The organism is Paenibacillus baekrokdamisoli (assembly GCF_003945345.1).
In the GTDB taxonomy this organism is placed as follows: domain Bacteria; phylum Bacillota; class Bacilli; order Paenibacillales; family Paenibacillaceae; genus Paenibacillus_Z; species Paenibacillus_Z baekrokdamisoli.
Map to the genome: position 1 here is coordinate 2,166,935 of NZ_AP019308.1, position 16,003 is coordinate 2,182,937.

General features: G+C 46.2%; 16 protein-coding genes and 1 riboswitch. Of the genes, 4 read left to right on the forward strand and 12 right to left on the reverse strand.

Annotated features, from left to right (window positions below; genetic code table 11):
• Positions 1-3: 3 nt before the first annotated feature.
• The 3 genes from EKN16_RS09615 to EKN16_RS32175 all read right to left on the reverse strand — a co-directional run bounded on the left by EKN16_RS09615 (position 4) and on the right by EKN16_RS32175 (position 2,171).
• On the reverse strand, positions 4-702 hold the full coding sequence (locus EKN16_RS09615) for a PIG-L deacetylase family protein (RefSeq protein ID WP_232016513.1): 699 nt from the start codon (positions 700-702) through the stop codon (positions 4-6).
• Positions 703-828: 126 nt separating this feature from the next.
• Positions 829-2,079: a sensor histidine kinase gene (locus EKN16_RS09620; protein WP_125655818.1), complete on the reverse strand. Its 1,251-nt coding sequence runs from the start codon at positions 2,077-2,079 to the stop codon at positions 829-831.
• Positions 2,031-2,171: a hypothetical protein gene (locus tag EKN16_RS32175; RefSeq protein WP_164522749.1), complete on the reverse strand. Its 141-nt coding sequence runs from the start codon at positions 2,169-2,171 to the stop codon at positions 2,031-2,033. The genes EKN16_RS09620 and EKN16_RS32175 overlap by 49 nt, the downstream gene beginning before the upstream one ends.
• Before the next feature lie 120 nt (positions 2,172-2,291).
• On the opposite strand from EKN16_RS32175, the gene EKN16_RS09625 reads away from it, so the two are divergent.
• Positions 2,292-3,056: a response regulator transcription factor gene (locus EKN16_RS09625; protein ID WP_125655821.1), complete on the forward strand. Its 765-nt coding sequence runs from the start codon at positions 2,292-2,294 to the stop codon at positions 3,054-3,056.
• Between the two features lie 33 nt (positions 3,057-3,089).
• On the opposite strand, the gene EKN16_RS09630 is transcribed toward EKN16_RS09625, so the two are convergent.
• Together EKN16_RS09630 and EKN16_RS32950 are read right to left on the reverse strand one after the other, a co-directional pair.
• A complete protein-coding gene (locus EKN16_RS09630; RefSeq protein WP_125655824.1) occupies positions 3,090-4,289 on the reverse strand; it encodes a hypothetical protein in 1,200 nt (399 codons plus the stop codon).
• Positions 4,290-4,711: 422 nt separating this feature from the next.
• Positions 4,712-5,122, reverse strand: coding sequence for a hypothetical protein (locus EKN16_RS32950; RefSeq protein ID WP_232016337.1), 411 nt, complete (start codon positions 5,120-5,122; stop codon positions 4,712-4,714).
• Between the two features lie 15 nt (positions 5,123-5,137).
• Between EKN16_RS32950 and EKN16_RS09635 the strand changes: the two genes are divergently transcribed.
• Complete coding sequence (locus tag EKN16_RS09635) at positions 5,138-6,976, forward strand: heavy metal translocating P-type ATPase (RefSeq protein ID WP_232016338.1); 1,839 nt, start codon at positions 5,138-5,140, stop codon at positions 6,974-6,976.
• Between the two features lie 96 nt (positions 6,977-7,072).
• On the opposite strand, the gene EKN16_RS09640 is transcribed toward EKN16_RS09635, so the two are convergent.
• From EKN16_RS09640 to EKN16_RS32185, 4 genes are all read right to left on the reverse strand, one after another.
• Positions 7,073-7,462, reverse strand: coding sequence for a hypothetical protein (locus EKN16_RS09640; RefSeq protein ID WP_125655830.1), 390 nt, complete (start codon positions 7,460-7,462; stop codon positions 7,073-7,075).
• A 77-nt stretch (positions 7,463-7,539) separates the two neighbouring features.
• Positions 7,540-7,638 (reverse strand): NUDIX hydrolase, encoded by a 99-nt coding sequence (locus tag EKN16_RS33710; protein ID WP_164522750.1) that lies wholly within the window; start codon positions 7,636-7,638, stop codon positions 7,540-7,542.
• Positions 7,639-7,641: 3 nt separating this feature from the next.
• Positions 7,642-9,987: a patatin-like protein gene (locus EKN16_RS09645; RefSeq protein WP_125655833.1), complete on the reverse strand. Its 2,346-nt coding sequence runs from the start codon at positions 9,985-9,987 to the stop codon at positions 7,642-7,644.
• Positions 9,988-10,301: 314 nt separating this feature from the next.
• The gene (locus tag EKN16_RS32185; RefSeq protein ID WP_164522751.1) at positions 10,302-10,451 is read right to left on the reverse strand and encodes a hypothetical protein; all 150 of its coding nucleotides are present in this window, start codon (positions 10,449-10,451) and stop codon (positions 10,302-10,304) included.
• A gap of 305 nt (positions 10,452-10,756) precedes the next feature.
• Positions 10,757-10,841, forward strand: a riboswitch (cyclic di-GMP riboswitch).
• A 149-nt stretch (positions 10,842-10,990) separates the two neighbouring features.
• Between EKN16_RS32185 and EKN16_RS09650 the strand changes: the two genes are divergently transcribed.
• Positions 10,991-12,661 carry a pyridoxal phosphate-dependent decarboxylase family protein gene (locus tag EKN16_RS09650; protein WP_125666063.1) on the forward strand — a complete coding sequence of 557 codons (1,671 nt, stop codon included), beginning with the start codon at positions 10,991-10,993 and terminating at the stop codon, positions 12,659-12,661.
• A complete protein-coding gene (locus EKN16_RS09655; RefSeq protein ID WP_125655836.1) occupies positions 12,661-14,382 on the forward strand; it encodes a methyl-accepting chemotaxis protein in 1,722 nt (573 codons plus the stop codon). Before EKN16_RS09650 ends, EKN16_RS09655 begins: the two co-directional genes overlap by 1 nt.
• Positions 14,383-14,509: 127 nt before the next feature.
• Here the strand turns inward: EKN16_RS09655 and EKN16_RS09660 are convergent, their stop codons facing one another.
• The 3 genes from EKN16_RS09660 to EKN16_RS09670 all read right to left on the reverse strand — a co-directional run bounded on the left by EKN16_RS09660 (position 14,510) and on the right by EKN16_RS09670 (position 15,965).
• Positions 14,510-14,860 carry a PH domain-containing protein gene (locus EKN16_RS09660; protein ID WP_125655839.1) on the reverse strand — a complete coding sequence of 117 codons (351 nt, stop codon included), beginning with the start codon at positions 14,858-14,860 and terminating at the stop codon, positions 14,510-14,512.
• A gap of 118 nt (positions 14,861-14,978) precedes the next feature.
• Positions 14,979-15,533 carry a GNAT family N-acetyltransferase gene (locus EKN16_RS09665; RefSeq protein WP_125655842.1) on the reverse strand — a complete coding sequence of 185 codons (555 nt, stop codon included), beginning with the start codon at positions 15,531-15,533 and terminating at the stop codon, positions 14,979-14,981.
• Between the two features lie 57 nt (positions 15,534-15,590).
• A complete protein-coding gene (locus EKN16_RS09670) occupies positions 15,591-15,965 on the reverse strand; it encodes a hypothetical protein (protein ID WP_125655845.1) in 375 nt (124 codons plus the stop codon).
• Positions 15,966-16,003 lie beyond the last annotated feature (38 nt).

The window sequence follows — 16,003 nt, forward strand, 5'->3', positions numbered from 1 at the left end:
TTATTAGGGCAGCAGCGTGCCTGCCACGCCTCGCGGCCACGCCTTTGCGCGAATAAAGCCTTCTGCGTGTCTAACGCCAGCCTGGAAGCCTCTATACTGCGCGCACACAGTCATCATATCGTCCATCGTTACGCCGTATTGATCGGAGAGCCAATCGGACACTTGGCTCTTGTGCTCAGCAAGCATGTCCCGTTTAACCTGCAGCGTATCGGTAATATCGACATATTCGTCAGGAACAAAGCCGACTCCAGCGACACTGTCGGCGAAATAGACAACCGGGATTTTCTCGCACGGCGGCGCCTCGGTCACAATGTTCGGCACCGTCGTCATTATCGCGACATCGTTCACGATTTGACCTGTTATCGTATGATCCGGGTTATACAGATCGCCCGGCCAATGCGTCAGTATAACATCCGGCCGACATTCGCGGATCGCGTTAATGATCGCCAGCCTCGTCTCTTCCCGGTCGAACAGAAATTCATCAGGGAAGCCCAGCCAGAGCAATCGCGCCCCGATCAGCTCCGCTGCTCGGATCGCTTCCTCCTTGCGGATTGCCGCAATCTCCCGTTTGGGCAAAGTCGGATGGCCGACCTCCCCGTTCGTTGTAATTGCAATGAATACTTCATCGCCCCTCTTCGCGTATTTGGCGAGCGTCCCACCCATTAATATCTCCGCATCGTCGGGATGCGCGCAGCAAGCCATCACTCTCAATCCAATCCTGCCCCCTTCATCGATCTGGCTCGATTATAGCACCCGGCTTATTCGCGCACATCCGAGAAAAGAAACCGCTTTCCATAGAATCTGAACTTAATCCTATGCAAGCGGAAATCATATGTTCGCAAGGATTGGAAAGACAATCGTGATTGCTGTGCCCATCCCGGTCTCGGAGCGAATACGCAGCTCGAAGTCGCCCTCGAAGTAGTAATCCAGCCGCTTGCGAATCATCGCGATCCCCGAATTCCGCTTCGTATATTCCCCGTCGCCGTCCTTCAGCTCACGCAGCGTATCGGCATCGACTCCGATGCCGTCGTCTTCGATCTCGATCACGCCAAGCCCATTCTGCTGATATAAGCCAATTCTCACACTGCATGGCCCTTCCTTCGGTTCTATTCCATGCTTGATCGCGTTCTCGATTAATATTTGCAGCGTCAAACTCGGCAGCAGCGCCGCCTTCAATGCCTCATCCTGCACGTCGACGGTGAAGCTCAACCGGTCCTCGAAGCGCAGAAGCTGCAGCTGCATATAGGCATCGAGCTGCGCCAGTTCCTCGTCGATGGTAACGAGGGGGCGGTACGATTTGACGATATACCGCAGCAGCTTGGATAAATGATTCACCGTCGTATAGGTGGTTGTTGCATTTTCCAGCAGCGCTTTTCCGGAAATTAGATTGAGGATGTTGAACAGAAAGTGAGGATGCAGCTTCGCCTGAATCACCTTCATCTCAGTTTCGCGCAGCAGTATGCGCCACTCCATTTCCTTCCGTTTGGAATCGGCTTCCTCCAGACTCTTTACAATATACTCCACCAGCAAGCTCATGAACTCGGTTGTCGCCTTCAGCTTCTCTTCTGTAATGATAGGCACATCTTGCAGCGCATCACGAAGCTTGTCCCGGTCCAGTCCGAGATCGGCTACCCGCTCCAGGATGTCGGCGATGCTTTCCTCGGTCGGAGATTCCAGCAGAACTTGTCCAGTAATAAACGCACCCATCCCGTGCTGGCGAAAATGAATCGGCACCGCGCTATCATAGAGACCGGCATGACAACGGCAAATGACCGATTTCTCTTTGGTGATCGAATAGGACGTAACACGGCCGTCCGAGCGAAGGCAGCGCCGTTCCCCCTCGGGCACCGACTGAACCAGCCGGCAGAAGGCGGGCGCCCTGTCTTCGATTTTATCCGTTATAGCCACGCCTGAAGGGTCCACGATATTGCCATTCATCCCAGTAGCCGTCATGAACGTCCGCTGCAGCTTGGCGAACAACCCTGTATCAAAATAAGCTCGAATATCGAACGGGTCTTCGTCGCCCTTATTCAATTCGAACCGCTCGTCCGTCCATTCCCGAATCCAATCCTCTTCCATGCGGTTGCCCCGTTTCGTATTTTTGGATTATCGTCGCCCTTATTCAATTCGAACCGCTCGTCCGTCCATTCCCGAATCCAATCCTCTTCCATGCGGTTGCCCCGTTTCGTATTTTTGGATTATGCTTGCGAATAATCAGGATGCATTCCACTTGACTTATCGATTATAGTTAATTTAATCAGAGAACTGTGCTTTTGGAAAGGAAGATTCGCATGCTGCTCCGAATACTTATCGCCGACGACGAACCGATCGAATTGAAAGTACTGAACAAGATCGTCAAAGACAGCGGCTTGCCGGCCGTCATTGTGGATGGGGCGCGCTCCGGGACGGAAGCGCTGGAGCGCGCCGAACGATACATGCCGGATCTGATCTTTATGGATATTCGCATGCCGGGGATGAACGGTCTGGACGTATCCGCCATTATTAAGCAAAAACAGCCGGATACCACGATTGCGATCGTGACGGCTTACGATGAATTCCATTATGCGAAGCGCGCCATCGATATCCATGTTGATTATTTGCTGGTTAAGCCGGTCGATCCGGCCGATGTCGAGCGGATCATTCGCGAGACGATCGAAGGGAAACTTGAAGCAACGGGTGAGAACGAAGCGGTATTGCCGGGCATCAGCCTGAACAGAGCTCAGCTCGCGCGTGATATCGTTGAATTGCTGCATGATCATTACTCGGAGCCTATTACACTCTTATGGCTCGAGGAGCGAATGAAAGTCAGCCAGCAATATTTAAGCCGGACGTTTAAGCATGCCTACAACATGACCATCATGGGTTATCTAACCCAATTCCGCATGAAGCTGGCGATCAAGCTGCTCGCCGATCCCGCGCTCAGTATCGCAACAATTGCGGAGCGTATCGGCATTCCGGATGCCAGCTACTTCGGCCAGTTGTTCAAGCAGGCTCATCGGGTTACACCGTCACAGTACCGAAATCAATGCTTGCCGAAGACCGCTCGCAACACTTAGCGGCGGCCCGGCCAAACCAAAAGAGGGAAGGCGCTACAACCGCACGCCGAGCAGCTCTGTAGCTACCTTCCCAATTTGTTCCTCGTCCCCGGAATAGCACCATACCTGGCTTATATCCGTCATCTTACGCTGCCCGGGTCCCATCAGGGGCGTATGGTATTCGATTTCACCGAAGCCTCCCAGCGTTCCGTCGTCGTTATAGCATTGCACGCAATGTCCCGACTCTTCCGGCCTGTCCAGCGGTACGTCCCCGTATGCTCCCGCCCGATCCATGTTGAAGCTCCTTACAAGCAAATAATAGGTACCGTCTTCCGCTACCCGTAAGTAGCCGATCCGATCCTTCGCTTCCGCGGCCCGAATGGAGATCTTGCGTTTGATCCTCCCGTCAATCCGAAAACGGACTGCCCCTTCCTCTGTTCGGGTCCCTTCCATCCCTTGACCCAGCAGGAAAGGTACGGCATCTGCCTCGCCATGCGTCGGCATGATAGCTTCACCCGTTGCCGGCACCTGGATTAAGTTCCATAATGAGAACGGAGGAAGTGCTCCTTCATCTTCGACAACTCCAGTCGCAGCGGCATTGTACGCGTAAGCAGAAGCGGTTTCAGTAGTGGATGCTGTGTCACTTGTTTCTCCAAGGTCGAACAGGCTCCCTCCCCCGATTTCTGCTGCGCATACGACTTCATAGCCGACAAACGAGTAGCCCAGCCCTTTTGCCGGTTTCAGCGGCAGAAGTGGATCGGGAACGAGCCGGATTTCTTTATACATGTTTATTGCCACGTCCTTGCCAGCCCGAAAGGCTCTCACCCTGATGGATTGCTTCGCCATGATGGTAAAGTGGGCGTCCATGTCCGCGCTATATTGTCCGGGGTCCAGTGCTGGCGGGAAGACGAAGCATCCGGCGCTCGGATCATAGAAGTACTCCATCTCCGGACTGATGAACGTCCTGTCGCCGCCTACATTCCAGTGCGCTTCCAAGTCATTGACGGCTTCACCGGAAGCTAGCCCCGCCAATTCGGGCCTGACCCAGACGGCGTTCTCCGACGATTCGTCTGCGAAGACGCCGATTACGCGGCAGCCGCGTTCCAAAACGAGCACCCTACCTCCGCCTTCAGCAGTAAGCTCCATCCACTTCCATCCTAATCGGTCAAACAGCGCTTTCAATTCCGTTTGTTTCATCTCATGATTACCGCCTCTTCTATCAAAATGCCAACCGCCTCTGCGGACGTCCCACATCGCAAGGACTCTTCTCCGTTTATGCCTGGGACATTTGCATTTTCCGATTATACAACGCCTTACCTCCGCTGCCATCCGAGAAAACGAACGGATTTCAAGACAATCTGAACTACATTTGTACTATTTCGCATGAGCCCATTATTTCAAAAAATCCCTGTCAGGCCGCTGAGCCCACCAGGGATTTCAATAAGATCTTTTATTAAAACTACTTCAGATAACGGACCACGTTGGTTGGCGGTATCCGCTTCTGCGCTGTTGCTGACTTCACGCTCGATCGTCAGTTACGGCTTTCTCCACTATGTGACGCTTCACAATTATTTCTGTATTTTGTTACTCCATATAACATTGCGTAACAATGGGCGTTCATCTTTTCCAAGGGGCGTGTACCTGCATACGATAGTAGAATGGGTGCTTAATTAGCCTCATTCTTGTTGATAATAGTTAGTAGGCACATGATTGATATCAAATTGGGTTTGACAAAATGTACCGACAAAACATATGATTATATATGAACAAGTATTCATATGTTGATGAAAGAAGGATTGCCAATGAAAGAAGAAAACGATAAAAGACAGAAGCAAGCAGTTCATAGCCACCAGGATGACCATACTAATCAAGGTAAAAAACAAGATTTCCATAATCATGACCATGACCATGACCATGACCATGACCATGACCATGACCATGACCATGACCATGATCATGATCATGATCACGACGATCACAATCATAACGATCACACTCATGACGACGAGAAGCATCAGCATGACCACAAGCATGATCATGACCACAAACATGATCATGACCACGACCATGATCACAACCATGAGCACGGCGGTTCAAACCTTGTGAAATTAATTATCGTATCAGCTATTATCTACCTATTTGCTTTTTTCGCTGGAAATTTCATTAATGAATCGGTACAGATCGGACTTTATCTCGTAGCGACAGTATTAAGTGGATACTCGACATTTATACGCGGTCTGAAAAATCTAATCGCTCTTCGTTTCAACATCGATACCTTAATGACAGTTGCTCTAATCGGCGCGATAGCCATTCAAGAATGGAAGGAAGCCTCGCTTGTCGCTATCCTATTCGGTGTTAATGAATGGTTGGAAGGGCTTGGAATGGAGCAAGCAAGGCGATCTATGGAAACGTTGTTAAAGGTCGCGCCGAAGGAAGCCATTAAGCTTGAGAACGGCATCGAAAGTGTCGTACCTATCGCCTCGCTGAAAGCTGGCGATCTCGCTATCGTCAAGCCCGGTGGGAAGATCCCTTCAGACGGCACGGTTGAGAGCGGGAAAAGCTCCGTCAATGAAGCAGCCATTACTGGCGAATCCTTACCCGTAGAGAAGGCAATTGGCGAATCTGTATATGGCGGCAGCTTGAATAACGAGGGAATCCTTCAAGTTCGCATTCACAAAGCTTATCAGGATTCTTCACTGGCAAAGATCCTGTATCTCGTTCAAGAAGCTCAGGGGACAAAGACCCCCATCGAACTGTTTATTAATCGGTTCGCTCGGTACTACACCCCCTTCATTATGATCGTAGCTGCATTAGTTATTTTGATTCCACCCCTGCTCCTTGGCGAGGCTTGGAGTAAATGGATCTATCAAGGCCTGGCCGTCCTCATTGTCGGCTGCCCATGCGCACTGATCTTATCTTCACCGATTGCAATCGTTGCAGGAATTACTCGTAATGCACGCAATGGCATACTTGTGAAGGGCGGCGTGTTTCTCGAGCAGCTTGGCAAAATCGACACACTTGCTTTTGACAAAACAGGTACATTAACGAAGGGCGAGCCCCATGTGGAGAAAACCGTTGTTTATGATGAAGAGCGATTCTTCAAGGTCGCAGGCTCTATCGAGACAGCTTCCTCTCACCCGCTCGCTAAAGCGATAATGAAAGAAATTGATCAGAAGCAGGTTGACCTACAAGAAGCAGACGAGATTCAGACCTTGTCGGGGAGCGGTATTGTTGCACAGATACACGGCCAATCCTATTGGCTCGGCAATGAAAAAAGCATGTCGCATATCGACATACCAGCTTCCATTCAGGAAACAATTAATGCCCTTAAAGAAGAGGGCTTAACGCTCGTCATTGTGGCAGATGATCAACAGATACTAGGCATATTCGGAATTGCAGACGAAATACGAGAAGAAAGCAAAGACGTAATTGAACAGCTGCATCAGGCGGGAATTAAGCATACGGTTATGTTGACCGGTGATCATCAGAAGACGGCGGAGAAAGTCGCAGCGCGTGTTGGCGTCACTGAATATTACGGGGGCTTGCTGCCCGAGGATAAAGTGAACAAAATCAAAGATTTAACCCGTCAAGGATATCGGGTTGCGATGATCGGAGACGGAATCAATGATGCACCTGCTCTAGCATCCGCCCAAATCGGGATTGCAATGGGAAAAGGAACCGACAGCGCTATTGAGACAGCCGACATTGTGCTTATGCAGGACCATTTGGGTAAGCTTCCAGAAGCGATTAAAGTGGCTAAGAAGGTCAATCGCACCATTCGTTTCAATCTAACATTCGCGTTGGCACTGAAGCTTATTGCCTTACTCTTAACGATTCCGGGCTGGCTAACGTTATGGATTGCTATATTATCCGATATGGGAGCTACGGTCTGGGTAACACTAATTAGTCTGACCGTACTAATTGGCTTTAAGAAAAAATGATAATACAGGCGTAATCAAAAGGGACATCCGATTCAGCAGCTTTTAAGTGCTGTTATCGGATGTCCCCTTTGTCGTTCAAACGGTCAAAAGCAGGTGCTAGTTCACTTCCGCTTTTACTGCTATCGCTAGCTCTCCCTTATTATTAATGCCATTAATTTTAAGGGTCGCCGATCCATGATATCCCTTCTCAATATAGCCGAATATCGTTTCCTTATGCTCCAGTCCACTCTTATCTTTGTAAACCAGATTGATTTCACCTTCTGCAAAATCATTCCGCGTTTGAATGTGCTTGGAAACATCTGATTGCTTGGGTATTGGTGCAAGCACTAAGGTTTGTGACGGGTAAGCAATTACCAAGCCGCTTATGGATTGCTCGGTATTGTTCTCTACCGTGATTGCGAATCCATCCCGTTCAACAACACGCAAACAAATGATGACTAACAAAACAACACTAACGCTTAAAAGAACCAGCCCTTTTTTCTTCAAATAAACCTCCTATGACCCATTACCTTTTATTTCTATGACGAGCTAACTTGCTATTTTGTTTTGTTGAAGTGATCCAATTACTCTTGTTGGCACCGATGTATACCGGTTTCTTCCTTTATTTCTCTTATTAGTGCCTCTTCTAATGATTCATCTGCTAATATATTTACACTATCCAATTATTATTCTTTGGAAATCCATTTCGTTATCCAACGCAAACCAAGCCAAAACCCACTTGAACCGCCCAACAGCAATCGTAATGGAATTCGACTTTTATAATGACGGTAAAGTACAAGGTTAACATTCGTTAGGGTTTCAATACTACGTTTAACCCGCACCATAAAAGGAAGGTCCCGCCAGCTCTCCAAGCCTACCTTATAGGTCTCGTTAAAAAATCTTCTCATCTTCTCTAATCGCTCAGCAGAAGAACCCACTAGTTGCAAGGACATGAAAGCTTGATACAGCTTCTCATCCACATAACGAAGCTCTTCCCTTGCTATCGACTCGAAACGATCTGCTCGTACCTCTTCAACGAGCTGCTCCCATTCTTCTAATTCCCGCCTCGACATCTCCGTGCTCTGACGATGAGATTTGTCCATGTAAGTGATAAGTATATCTGCCGTATCGAGTCGTCCCCACATCAAATCATTTGCCCGCCAAGTCTTATTAAGGAATCCTGCAAAAGCTGCCAAATCACTTCCCACAAGCTTCGCAGCTCCAGTTAAACCAAGGCTTTTGGCATCGGAAGAGCTAATACGCAGCAGCTCTAATTTGCTCGTATCCCCTCCATGACCAAGGGTAAGTGGATATAGAAATATATCAATGCCAATGAATTGTCGCATCGCAACAATGAGCTGATTATGGAAATCTCCCCATCCTTTCAACGAAAGCGCAGCGGCAAGGTTTTCTTTGCCTTGAAGCTTCTCTAATCTTTGCTTTAAGGTGCTGTTCATGTAACGGATAATATCTAATATAGACGACTGCGATAGCTCTTCTTTATGAAGGTTTTTAATGGCATTAACGAATGGCTGTCGCTTCAATCGATCCCATTCATCCTTGTCATTCCACCATTCCCATTGCTGCTGGCGAAGGCTCTCTATGGCTGCCCAAAGGTATTCTTTTTGATGTAGAAGTCTAGCCGTCTGAATAGTCTCCTTTGGCGACAGCTCTGCAAGCTTACGATTGATCTTCTGAATATGGAAATTAAAGAAGCGGCAATAAAATGCGATATCTGGCAATGTCATATCCGCCACTCTTTTGAGAAGCTCATCACTTTCCTTTAGAGAACGAATATAAGAGCAAACGTGATGAATAGCTGATAACTGCTGAGGATCCTTCATGCGATATTCGGTACTGACCGCAAACTGATCTTGAAGCGAGTGTATCAAAGACTGCTCCCATTCCGCCGCTCTCAAGCAGCAGTAGGGAACAAAAGAAGGCAGCTTAGTCGCTTCCTCATTCATGACTGATTTATCAATAGCATCCAGCACGATTGTCATCGTTTTGAACCGTTCACGCTGTTCTTCGATCAAGTGGATCTGTTCATATATCGATTGATAGCTCGGGGTGCTGAAATAGCTTTTGGCTGCTTCAATAACTGTAGGTTTGGATTTATACACTTGATCCGATTGCTGCAAATGCGTGTCATGTGGTGTCGGGTCCAGAAATAATAACCAACGATCCACCTTGCGATCAGCCGAACGATGGAAGATGGTATCGAGCACAGGTCCAAAAGGTTTGTTATCTGTCAACAAGCCATCATGCAAATAAACAGTATGTCGCTTGTCATACTTATTCGGTCCTCCATAGACCTCATGCATAGTGAATTTTTGTTCTGGAAAAGCAGCCGGCATGGCCGAGGTAGCTCTGGACATACGAGCAAGCAATTCGTCATTATCCGCCCCTGCAAAATCATTGTGCTCATAGCCACTGCTGCGATTCATTCCGTAGGCCGTTCTATATTTCTTATGAAACATAACACCATGCTTCAGTCCTTCGATCTCTTGTCCTTTGCTGTCTACAATTCGCCAACGGCGCCCCCTGATATCACTTGCAGATACGAATAAATCAAGGATGTTAATCTGGCTCTTACGATCATCGGCCAGCTTAGGATTCGCCTTAATCTGCTCAGACAGTTCATTAAAGCAATGCTGCAGCTCACGAAGCATGAAATCACCGTTCAATAACGTTTCTGTTGGTTGACCTTTATGGTCTAGCAAGTTCTTAAGATCAGCCGTATCTCTCCAAAGTTTCTTAATCGCACCAAGATCCGTTCCAGTCGCCAGCGCTTTGGCAAGCAGTACGCCATTAATCCCTCCGGCAGAGTTACCAGCAATAATATCAATGATAACCTCAGCGTTCATTTTCTCAAGCAGACGAGAATACACATTCCCTTCCGCGTCCACATCCGCCCCCCTTCTCGACCGAGTGAGCGTCATCAGCTCCTGAGAAACCCCATTCATATACACCGCAAGCGAAACACCGCCATACAACACAATAGCAATCCTAACTTCCTTAGTGAGTTCCATTTTATAAAACCTCCTAAAGAGTTTTACGACACGATCAAGGTTACTTCTTGCGAGTAAAACTCACTTCGGAAGCATATGCTGAGTTTTACGACACGATCAAGGTTACTTCTTGCGAGTAAAACTCACTTCGGAAGCATATGATCACTTACGCGATACCCCACATCGGAAGCATATGCGCCTTTAGAATTGAAAAGCCTAGCGAGGTCTCAAAAAACAACAAAAAAACGCCTCTCCCCTTCACCGAGGGCCGCGACGGAAGAAGCGCTTCTACTTGAGGGGGAAGCCCCCTCCTTTAACAAATGCATGTTTAGCTTTTAACTCACAATAACCTCCGAGATACAGGTATCCTTGTACTTAAAACCGGAATTCACCTCCAAGATGATAAAAGTAATGGCCGTCGTCTCCATACTATCGATCCCATGATCCTGAAGTGAAATGTTGCCGCTATGCATTAAATCAGCCAAAATCGACTTCCCATGAGAATCTATCCTTCCGTTCCAGACTAGTAAAGAGACGAACGCCGAAAAACAAATTTGCGAAAAAAAGTTTTAAAATTCTCAATATATCCTCGATTTCATATATATATATTATTATCCCAATATAGCATAGCGCGAGACAAAAGTATTAGGTCTTACATCCTACATTTTGTTAATTTATGTTTTTTTATAAAGTTCTATATTGAATTATCTTTTTTAAAATAGTAATATATACCTTACTACATACCTTACTAAATCTGTAAAATTACTATTTATTATGCATTGAACCATAAACTGAATATCAGCAAAGCTGCTGAAAAGCAGTGACGCAAAGCTATAGGGACTACTTCCATAAGGAAATGTCAGCCAGTTGCAGGTTATTTAACAAGCAAGCGGTATACTATGGCTTTTAAAGCCTGTATAGCGCCTTTTTTGTGCCTTCACAAATTTAATTAGGAGCCTTTCTTACCTGCTTGCGGGCTCCGTTAAAGATATAAATAGAGAGAGAAAGAAGGTTAGTAATGGAGATGGAGAGACTGAGCAACACGGATGTGAGAGGATTTTTTCCCAGCGACGATGGTAATAAACAGGACAGGAATCGGTTTTTGGAGTTAATCTCTCAAATTGTGAGTGGAGTCGATCAATTAAAAGATGCGGATTCCGTATATTTGAAAGGCGAGAAAGACAGAAGCGGTAATTTCTATGGTGAATTAATTCGAACAAGCGAGATCCCGCAAATCGGTTCCCCTCAAGAACAAGTAAATGAAGAGCTTCTTAAACTGCTGCATGGTCACCCCTATCATACCAAATATTTTCTAACCAATATTTTGCCCATGGCAAGTATCCCAGGGATTCTAGGCATGCTAACGGCTTTTATGGTGAATGGAAATAATTTATGGGATGTCTATGGTCCAGCAGGTGCAGAGGCAGAAGTTAAGGTCATTGGGATGATGTCCCGATTGGTCGACTATGATCATACGCGCAGCGGCGGTTATACCACCTGGGGCGGTCAAGGCGCAATATTCACGGGCTTACGATTGGCTATCGTCAAGCATGCAGGTATGGCATCTCGCGCTGGAGTTCCGCATAATTTGTATGCATTCTGTTCAGAAGCGGCTCATTACAGCTTGTACAAATCTATGGAAGCCACCGGTCTTGGCAGCAATAATCTAATTAAGGTTAAGACGCTGCAGGATAGTTCGATGGATGTGGCAGACCTTCGTCAGAAGATGGAGAATGTCATTCTCAGAGGCGGCATCCCTATCTATATCGTCGCGACAACAGGCACCACGGATGCAATGGGCATTGATAATGTGCGAGATGTTTATGAAGAGGCGGAGAAAGTCAATCGCAATGCCGGTCTCTCCCGTCCACATATTCATGCGGATTCTGCGTTAGGTGGCTTCTTCGCCTTTTTTAATGCTTATGACTTTGCGAATAACCCCTTACAATTTGAGCAAAGAACGCTTCAAGCGCTTCAAGCCATTCAGAGTAAAATGAAGCATCTGCACCTAGCAGACTCTTTGTGCTTTGATTTTCAAAAGCTGGGACAAACCCCCTACTCAACATCTTTATTTCTCGTAAAGAATGCTGCAGATCTTAAGCTGTTGGACCTTGATCCTGACGAAACGCCTTATGTCGGACATAGAGGTTACGGCCAGTATCACACGGGCTACACACTGGAATGTACTCGGATGGCAAGTTCAATTAGTATCTATAGTGCCCTGCTCGCCTTTGGCGTGGAAGGATATCAACGTTTGCTCGCTCAATTCGTAGAAATAAACGAAGAGTTTCGTCGAGTGCTGGCTCTTGAATTGCCAGAGGCCATCATAGTAAATCCTGACAATCCAGGTATAATCACACTCTTCCGAATTTATGATGAGGGAGGAATGAATTACGCTAACGAGTTAAACGGTAATTGTACGACCTATGAAGTTAATCATACCAATCGATTGAACGAAATCCTCTTCGAGCTTCTCGGTAAGCAGCGTGATCGTATATTTTTCGGAGATACGAAGAAACACCTCTATGTTCCAACTAGAGACGGTCAGAAGATCGCCTTATATGCCTCCAAGCTATTCGTCATTTCACCCCACACCCAGAAAGAACACATCCAAGAAATCGTCAGCTATTTGAAGGAACAAATTACACAAGCTTATGAACAAAATGATTTGGCAAAATTGGGAGGAACGGTCTAATGTCTTCGTTTGTGAATTGGTTTCGGGAGCATCTCTCTGTCAAAATAACAGCTAGCATCCTTGTTCTTCAACTATTAACCTGTTTGGCCTTTGCAGGCTCTGGTTACTTTGTCAATCAACAGCTAATTGGGAAATTGCTTGAACAATTCGATATGCGCCTTTCAACTGATATTCAACTTACATCTGAAGCGGTCGATGCGATTCCTGGATCTAACCAAGAACTGACCAGTATGAAAGATCCCAATTACAAACTCATCAAAGTTCAGCTCGAAGCATTAAAGAAAGAGCATAATCTAGAAAATGTATTCATTTTATCTCAGAGCAATAACAAGGAACGTATTCTCATCTTATCTGATGTACCCGATGACTTCGGAACTGACTATCCTTTCACTTCAGAGATGAAGGAAGCTATTGCTTCAGGTAAGCAGGTAATCAGCAGTATTTATAAGGATGAGTACGGTATTCATAAATCCATCTTTCAACCTATTCGGAATGCTGACGGTAAAGACTATGGCATTCTTGGTATCGACTTAGATGCATCCGTGGTAACCAAGACCTCTTCAACGATTTATTGGACAACTTTAATCATCAGTATAATCATGCTGGTAGTCGGTACGATTATCGCTATTCTGATCAGCAGACTTGTGACCAAGCCACTCCATAAGCTCATGGTGGCCACGAACAAAATCGCGGCTGGAGACCTGCAAGAAAAGCTTACCTCTTCCAGCAAAGATGAGATTGGCAAGTTATCTTCTTCCTTCGCCGAAATGAGTCTGAGCCTGCAAAGTGTAATTCGTCAAGTACGTTCTTCCTCGACCTATATCGCTGACACAAGTAATCACTTGTACCAATCTGCCGGGGAATCGAGCCAAAGCGCTCAACAGGTAGCTGAATCCTCGAATCGCATGAGTGATGGTATTAATGATATCGTCGGAAGCTTAAGCCACAGCAATGTGACGATAAATGAAATTGATCATGAGCTAACCGATGTGTCTCAAGAAGTGAATGAGATGCAGGGTATTGCCCTGCAAGTGAGGACACAATCAGAGGATGGACAGCATCTGGTAGAACAAACGCTTCATCAAATGAAGGTCATTCAAGAAGTTATGGCTCACTCGCAAGAAGCTGCCACAGCTCTAGGTGATCGGTCCAAGGAAATCGGGGAGATCATAGAGATCATCTCAGGAATTTCGGAACAAACGAATTTATTGGCTTTGAACGCATCTATTGAGGCGGCTCGAGTTGGTGAGATGGGACGTGGATTTGCAATTGTCGCTGGTGAGGTGAAGAAACTAGCCTTGCAGTCAGCGGAAGCAGCTCAATCGGTTGCTAGCCTTGTGTCCAGCACACAAGAGAATAGTCAGCTCGTCATTGATCGTATTACCGAAGGCAATGAAGCTGTTAAGCAAGGACATAGTTGGATTAGTGGTACTTATGAGAATTTCAAAGGCATCTATGTCGGTGTTTCACATTTCTCAACTCGTACAGATCATTTGATTGAGACATTACGCAAGGTGGAAGGTTCATTTGGCACGATCTCTGGATCCATGCAGCAGATCTCTGGTGTTACCCAAGAACAAGCAGCCGGTACAGAAGAGGTTGCTGCTGCTGCGCAGGAGCAAAGTGCAGCCATTCAGGAGATAACAGCTGCGATTAGCCAGTTAACCACCTTATCTGCCGAGCTTCAACTATCCGTTAAGCACTACAAATTATCCGCATAACAATGGGAATAAGTTAAGAACCCTTGAGTTCAACACGGAACTATGACCCTTATTCGGGCCAAGCTCCGCTTTGTATCTCAAGGGTTTTCTTCATTGTCCTCATTCGAATAAATTAGGATTGCGAGTCTTACGCTTGCACTTCTGTGAGCTCTTGTGCTCGGTTCTTGATTCGTGCGTTCTCTGAAGCTAGACCGAGTATATCTGCCACCTTAATACTTTCCTTGATATTTCTTAATAGATAGTTAGGTGAGGTTGTATCTGTGGAGATCACTGTGATATCACCGATCTTCCACATTCTTTCAAACAAGTTGCGTTTAAGCGAGATATCACGAATGCGATATAGCTGAATTTCTTCGCGTTTCTTAGTGAAGATCCCTTTCTCAATGATGATACGGCGTTCTGTAATTTGATATTTCGTAAAGCTAGGAATACCATAATTGAAAGGCTTGCCCTCCCATAGGACATTCTCGTTCAACATTTAAACATCTCCCCTGATATGACTATAATTATTTATATTGTATACCAGATTTGTAGTTTTGTACGATTGAAATTTAAATGCCTTGTCCCCATGTTTGCCCCATCACGATAACACCCTGTTAGCGTGTAACACTTTTCTCATATTTACTAAAATCACCTAATGGGTTCGAGGCAATCCCTTTCCATTCATATCCACAGCTAGTATAGAAAGCATTTAATTTCTCATGATACGCAAGACAATCCAATCGAACTCGATCTTTCCCTGCAAAATGAATCCCTGAGCCCGCCCAGTTTACGATTTGTCTGCCCAAATCTTTTCCCGCTTCATCCCGATTAATCGCGAGACGGTGCAAGTAAACCGAGGACTCGTGCCCTTCATCGCCCCATAGCTCGATGTCCCAGGCACTTGCTTTCTGCATCAGCATGACCATGCCAACCAGAACACTTTTCTTCTTGAAAATGTAGACTTCGCCTCGTTTGATTGCCTCTGGCGTGTTATGTGAATCTTGACCCTGCAGCAGGCCGCTCCACTGGGTTGAACCCATGCTCTTCAGCCATTCAGCTGTACGAACAAGGAGCTGTAGAACAGCCTCCGTATCTTCCGGTTTTGCTTGAAATACTTTAATTCCTGGACTTAAATATCCGATGTGGTCATTGCTACTTGATGATGACATATGAGTCCTCCTGATTGTTATAATGATCCTCTTATTATACGCTTCTCTCGATAAGAGTCACTCTTTATGCAGGAGGATAATCTTGCTAGCTTCGAAGCTAAGATGTTTCTGGTTGATATATTGCCGCTTCTTAAGGATGATATGAACCGTGTCGCCATGCTTATAATCTTGAATCTGCAGCGTCTTACCAGCTGCATCTTGCAGCTTCGTTGTATCCGTTAGCTGCACATTACAGCCGTATCCGATATCATTAATAGGACCCTTCATCCCTTTTACAACTTCGTGCGAACAATTAACAATGAAACGGTTTCCTTCGATACTCTCAATTGCGGCATCAAATTCCTTCGTTGGATTACACCCTCGTATATATAAGATGATCAAGGTAAGTAGAAATACCAAACTGATAATGACATAGATTCTCTTCTTGTTCATAATAGACAAACTCCCCCTCCAATGTCTCTCATCCCCCT

What these genes read in the sequence shown, in the direction of transcription:
- EKN16_RS09615 (WP_232016513.1), bottom strand. Translation starts at nt 702, where the DNA reads ATGGCTTGCTGCGCGCATCCCGACGATGCGGAGATATTAATGGGTGGG.
- EKN16_RS09620 (WP_125655818.1), bottom strand. Translation starts at nt 2,079, where the DNA reads ATGGAAGAGGATTGGATTCGGGAATGGACGGACGAGCGGTTCGAATTG.
- EKN16_RS32175 (WP_164522749.1), bottom strand. Translation starts at nt 2,171, where the DNA reads ATGGAAGAGGATTGGATTCGGGAATGGACGGACGAGCGGTTCGAATTG.
- EKN16_RS09625 (WP_125655821.1), top strand. Translation starts at nt 2,292, where the DNA reads ATGCTGCTCCGAATACTTATCGCCGACGACGAACCGATCGAATTGAAA.
- EKN16_RS09630 (WP_125655824.1), bottom strand. Translation starts at nt 4,289, where the DNA reads ATGTGGGACGTCCGCAGAGGCGGTTGGCATTTTGATAGAAGAGGCGGT.
- EKN16_RS09645 (WP_125655833.1), bottom strand. Translation starts at nt 9,987, where the DNA reads ATGGAACTCACTAAGGAAGTTAGGATTGCTATTGTGTTGTATGGCGGT.
- EKN16_RS09650 (WP_125666063.1), top strand. Translation starts at nt 10,991, where the DNA reads ATGGAGAGACTGAGCAACACGGATGTGAGAGGATTTTTTCCCAGCGAC.
- EKN16_RS09655 (WP_125655836.1), top strand. Translation starts at nt 12,661, where the DNA reads ATGTCTTCGTTTGTGAATTGGTTTCGGGAGCATCTCTCTGTCAAAATA.
- EKN16_RS09660 (WP_125655839.1), bottom strand. Translation starts at nt 14,860, where the DNA reads ATGTTGAACGAGAATGTCCTATGGGAGGGCAAGCCTTTCAATTATGGT.
- EKN16_RS09665 (WP_125655842.1), bottom strand. Translation starts at nt 15,533, where the DNA reads ATGTCATCATCAAGTAGCAATGACCACATCGGATATTTAAGTCCAGGA.
- EKN16_RS09670 (WP_125655845.1), bottom strand. Translation starts at nt 15,965, where the DNA reads ATGAACAAGAAGAGAATCTATGTCATTATCAGTTTGGTATTTCTACTT.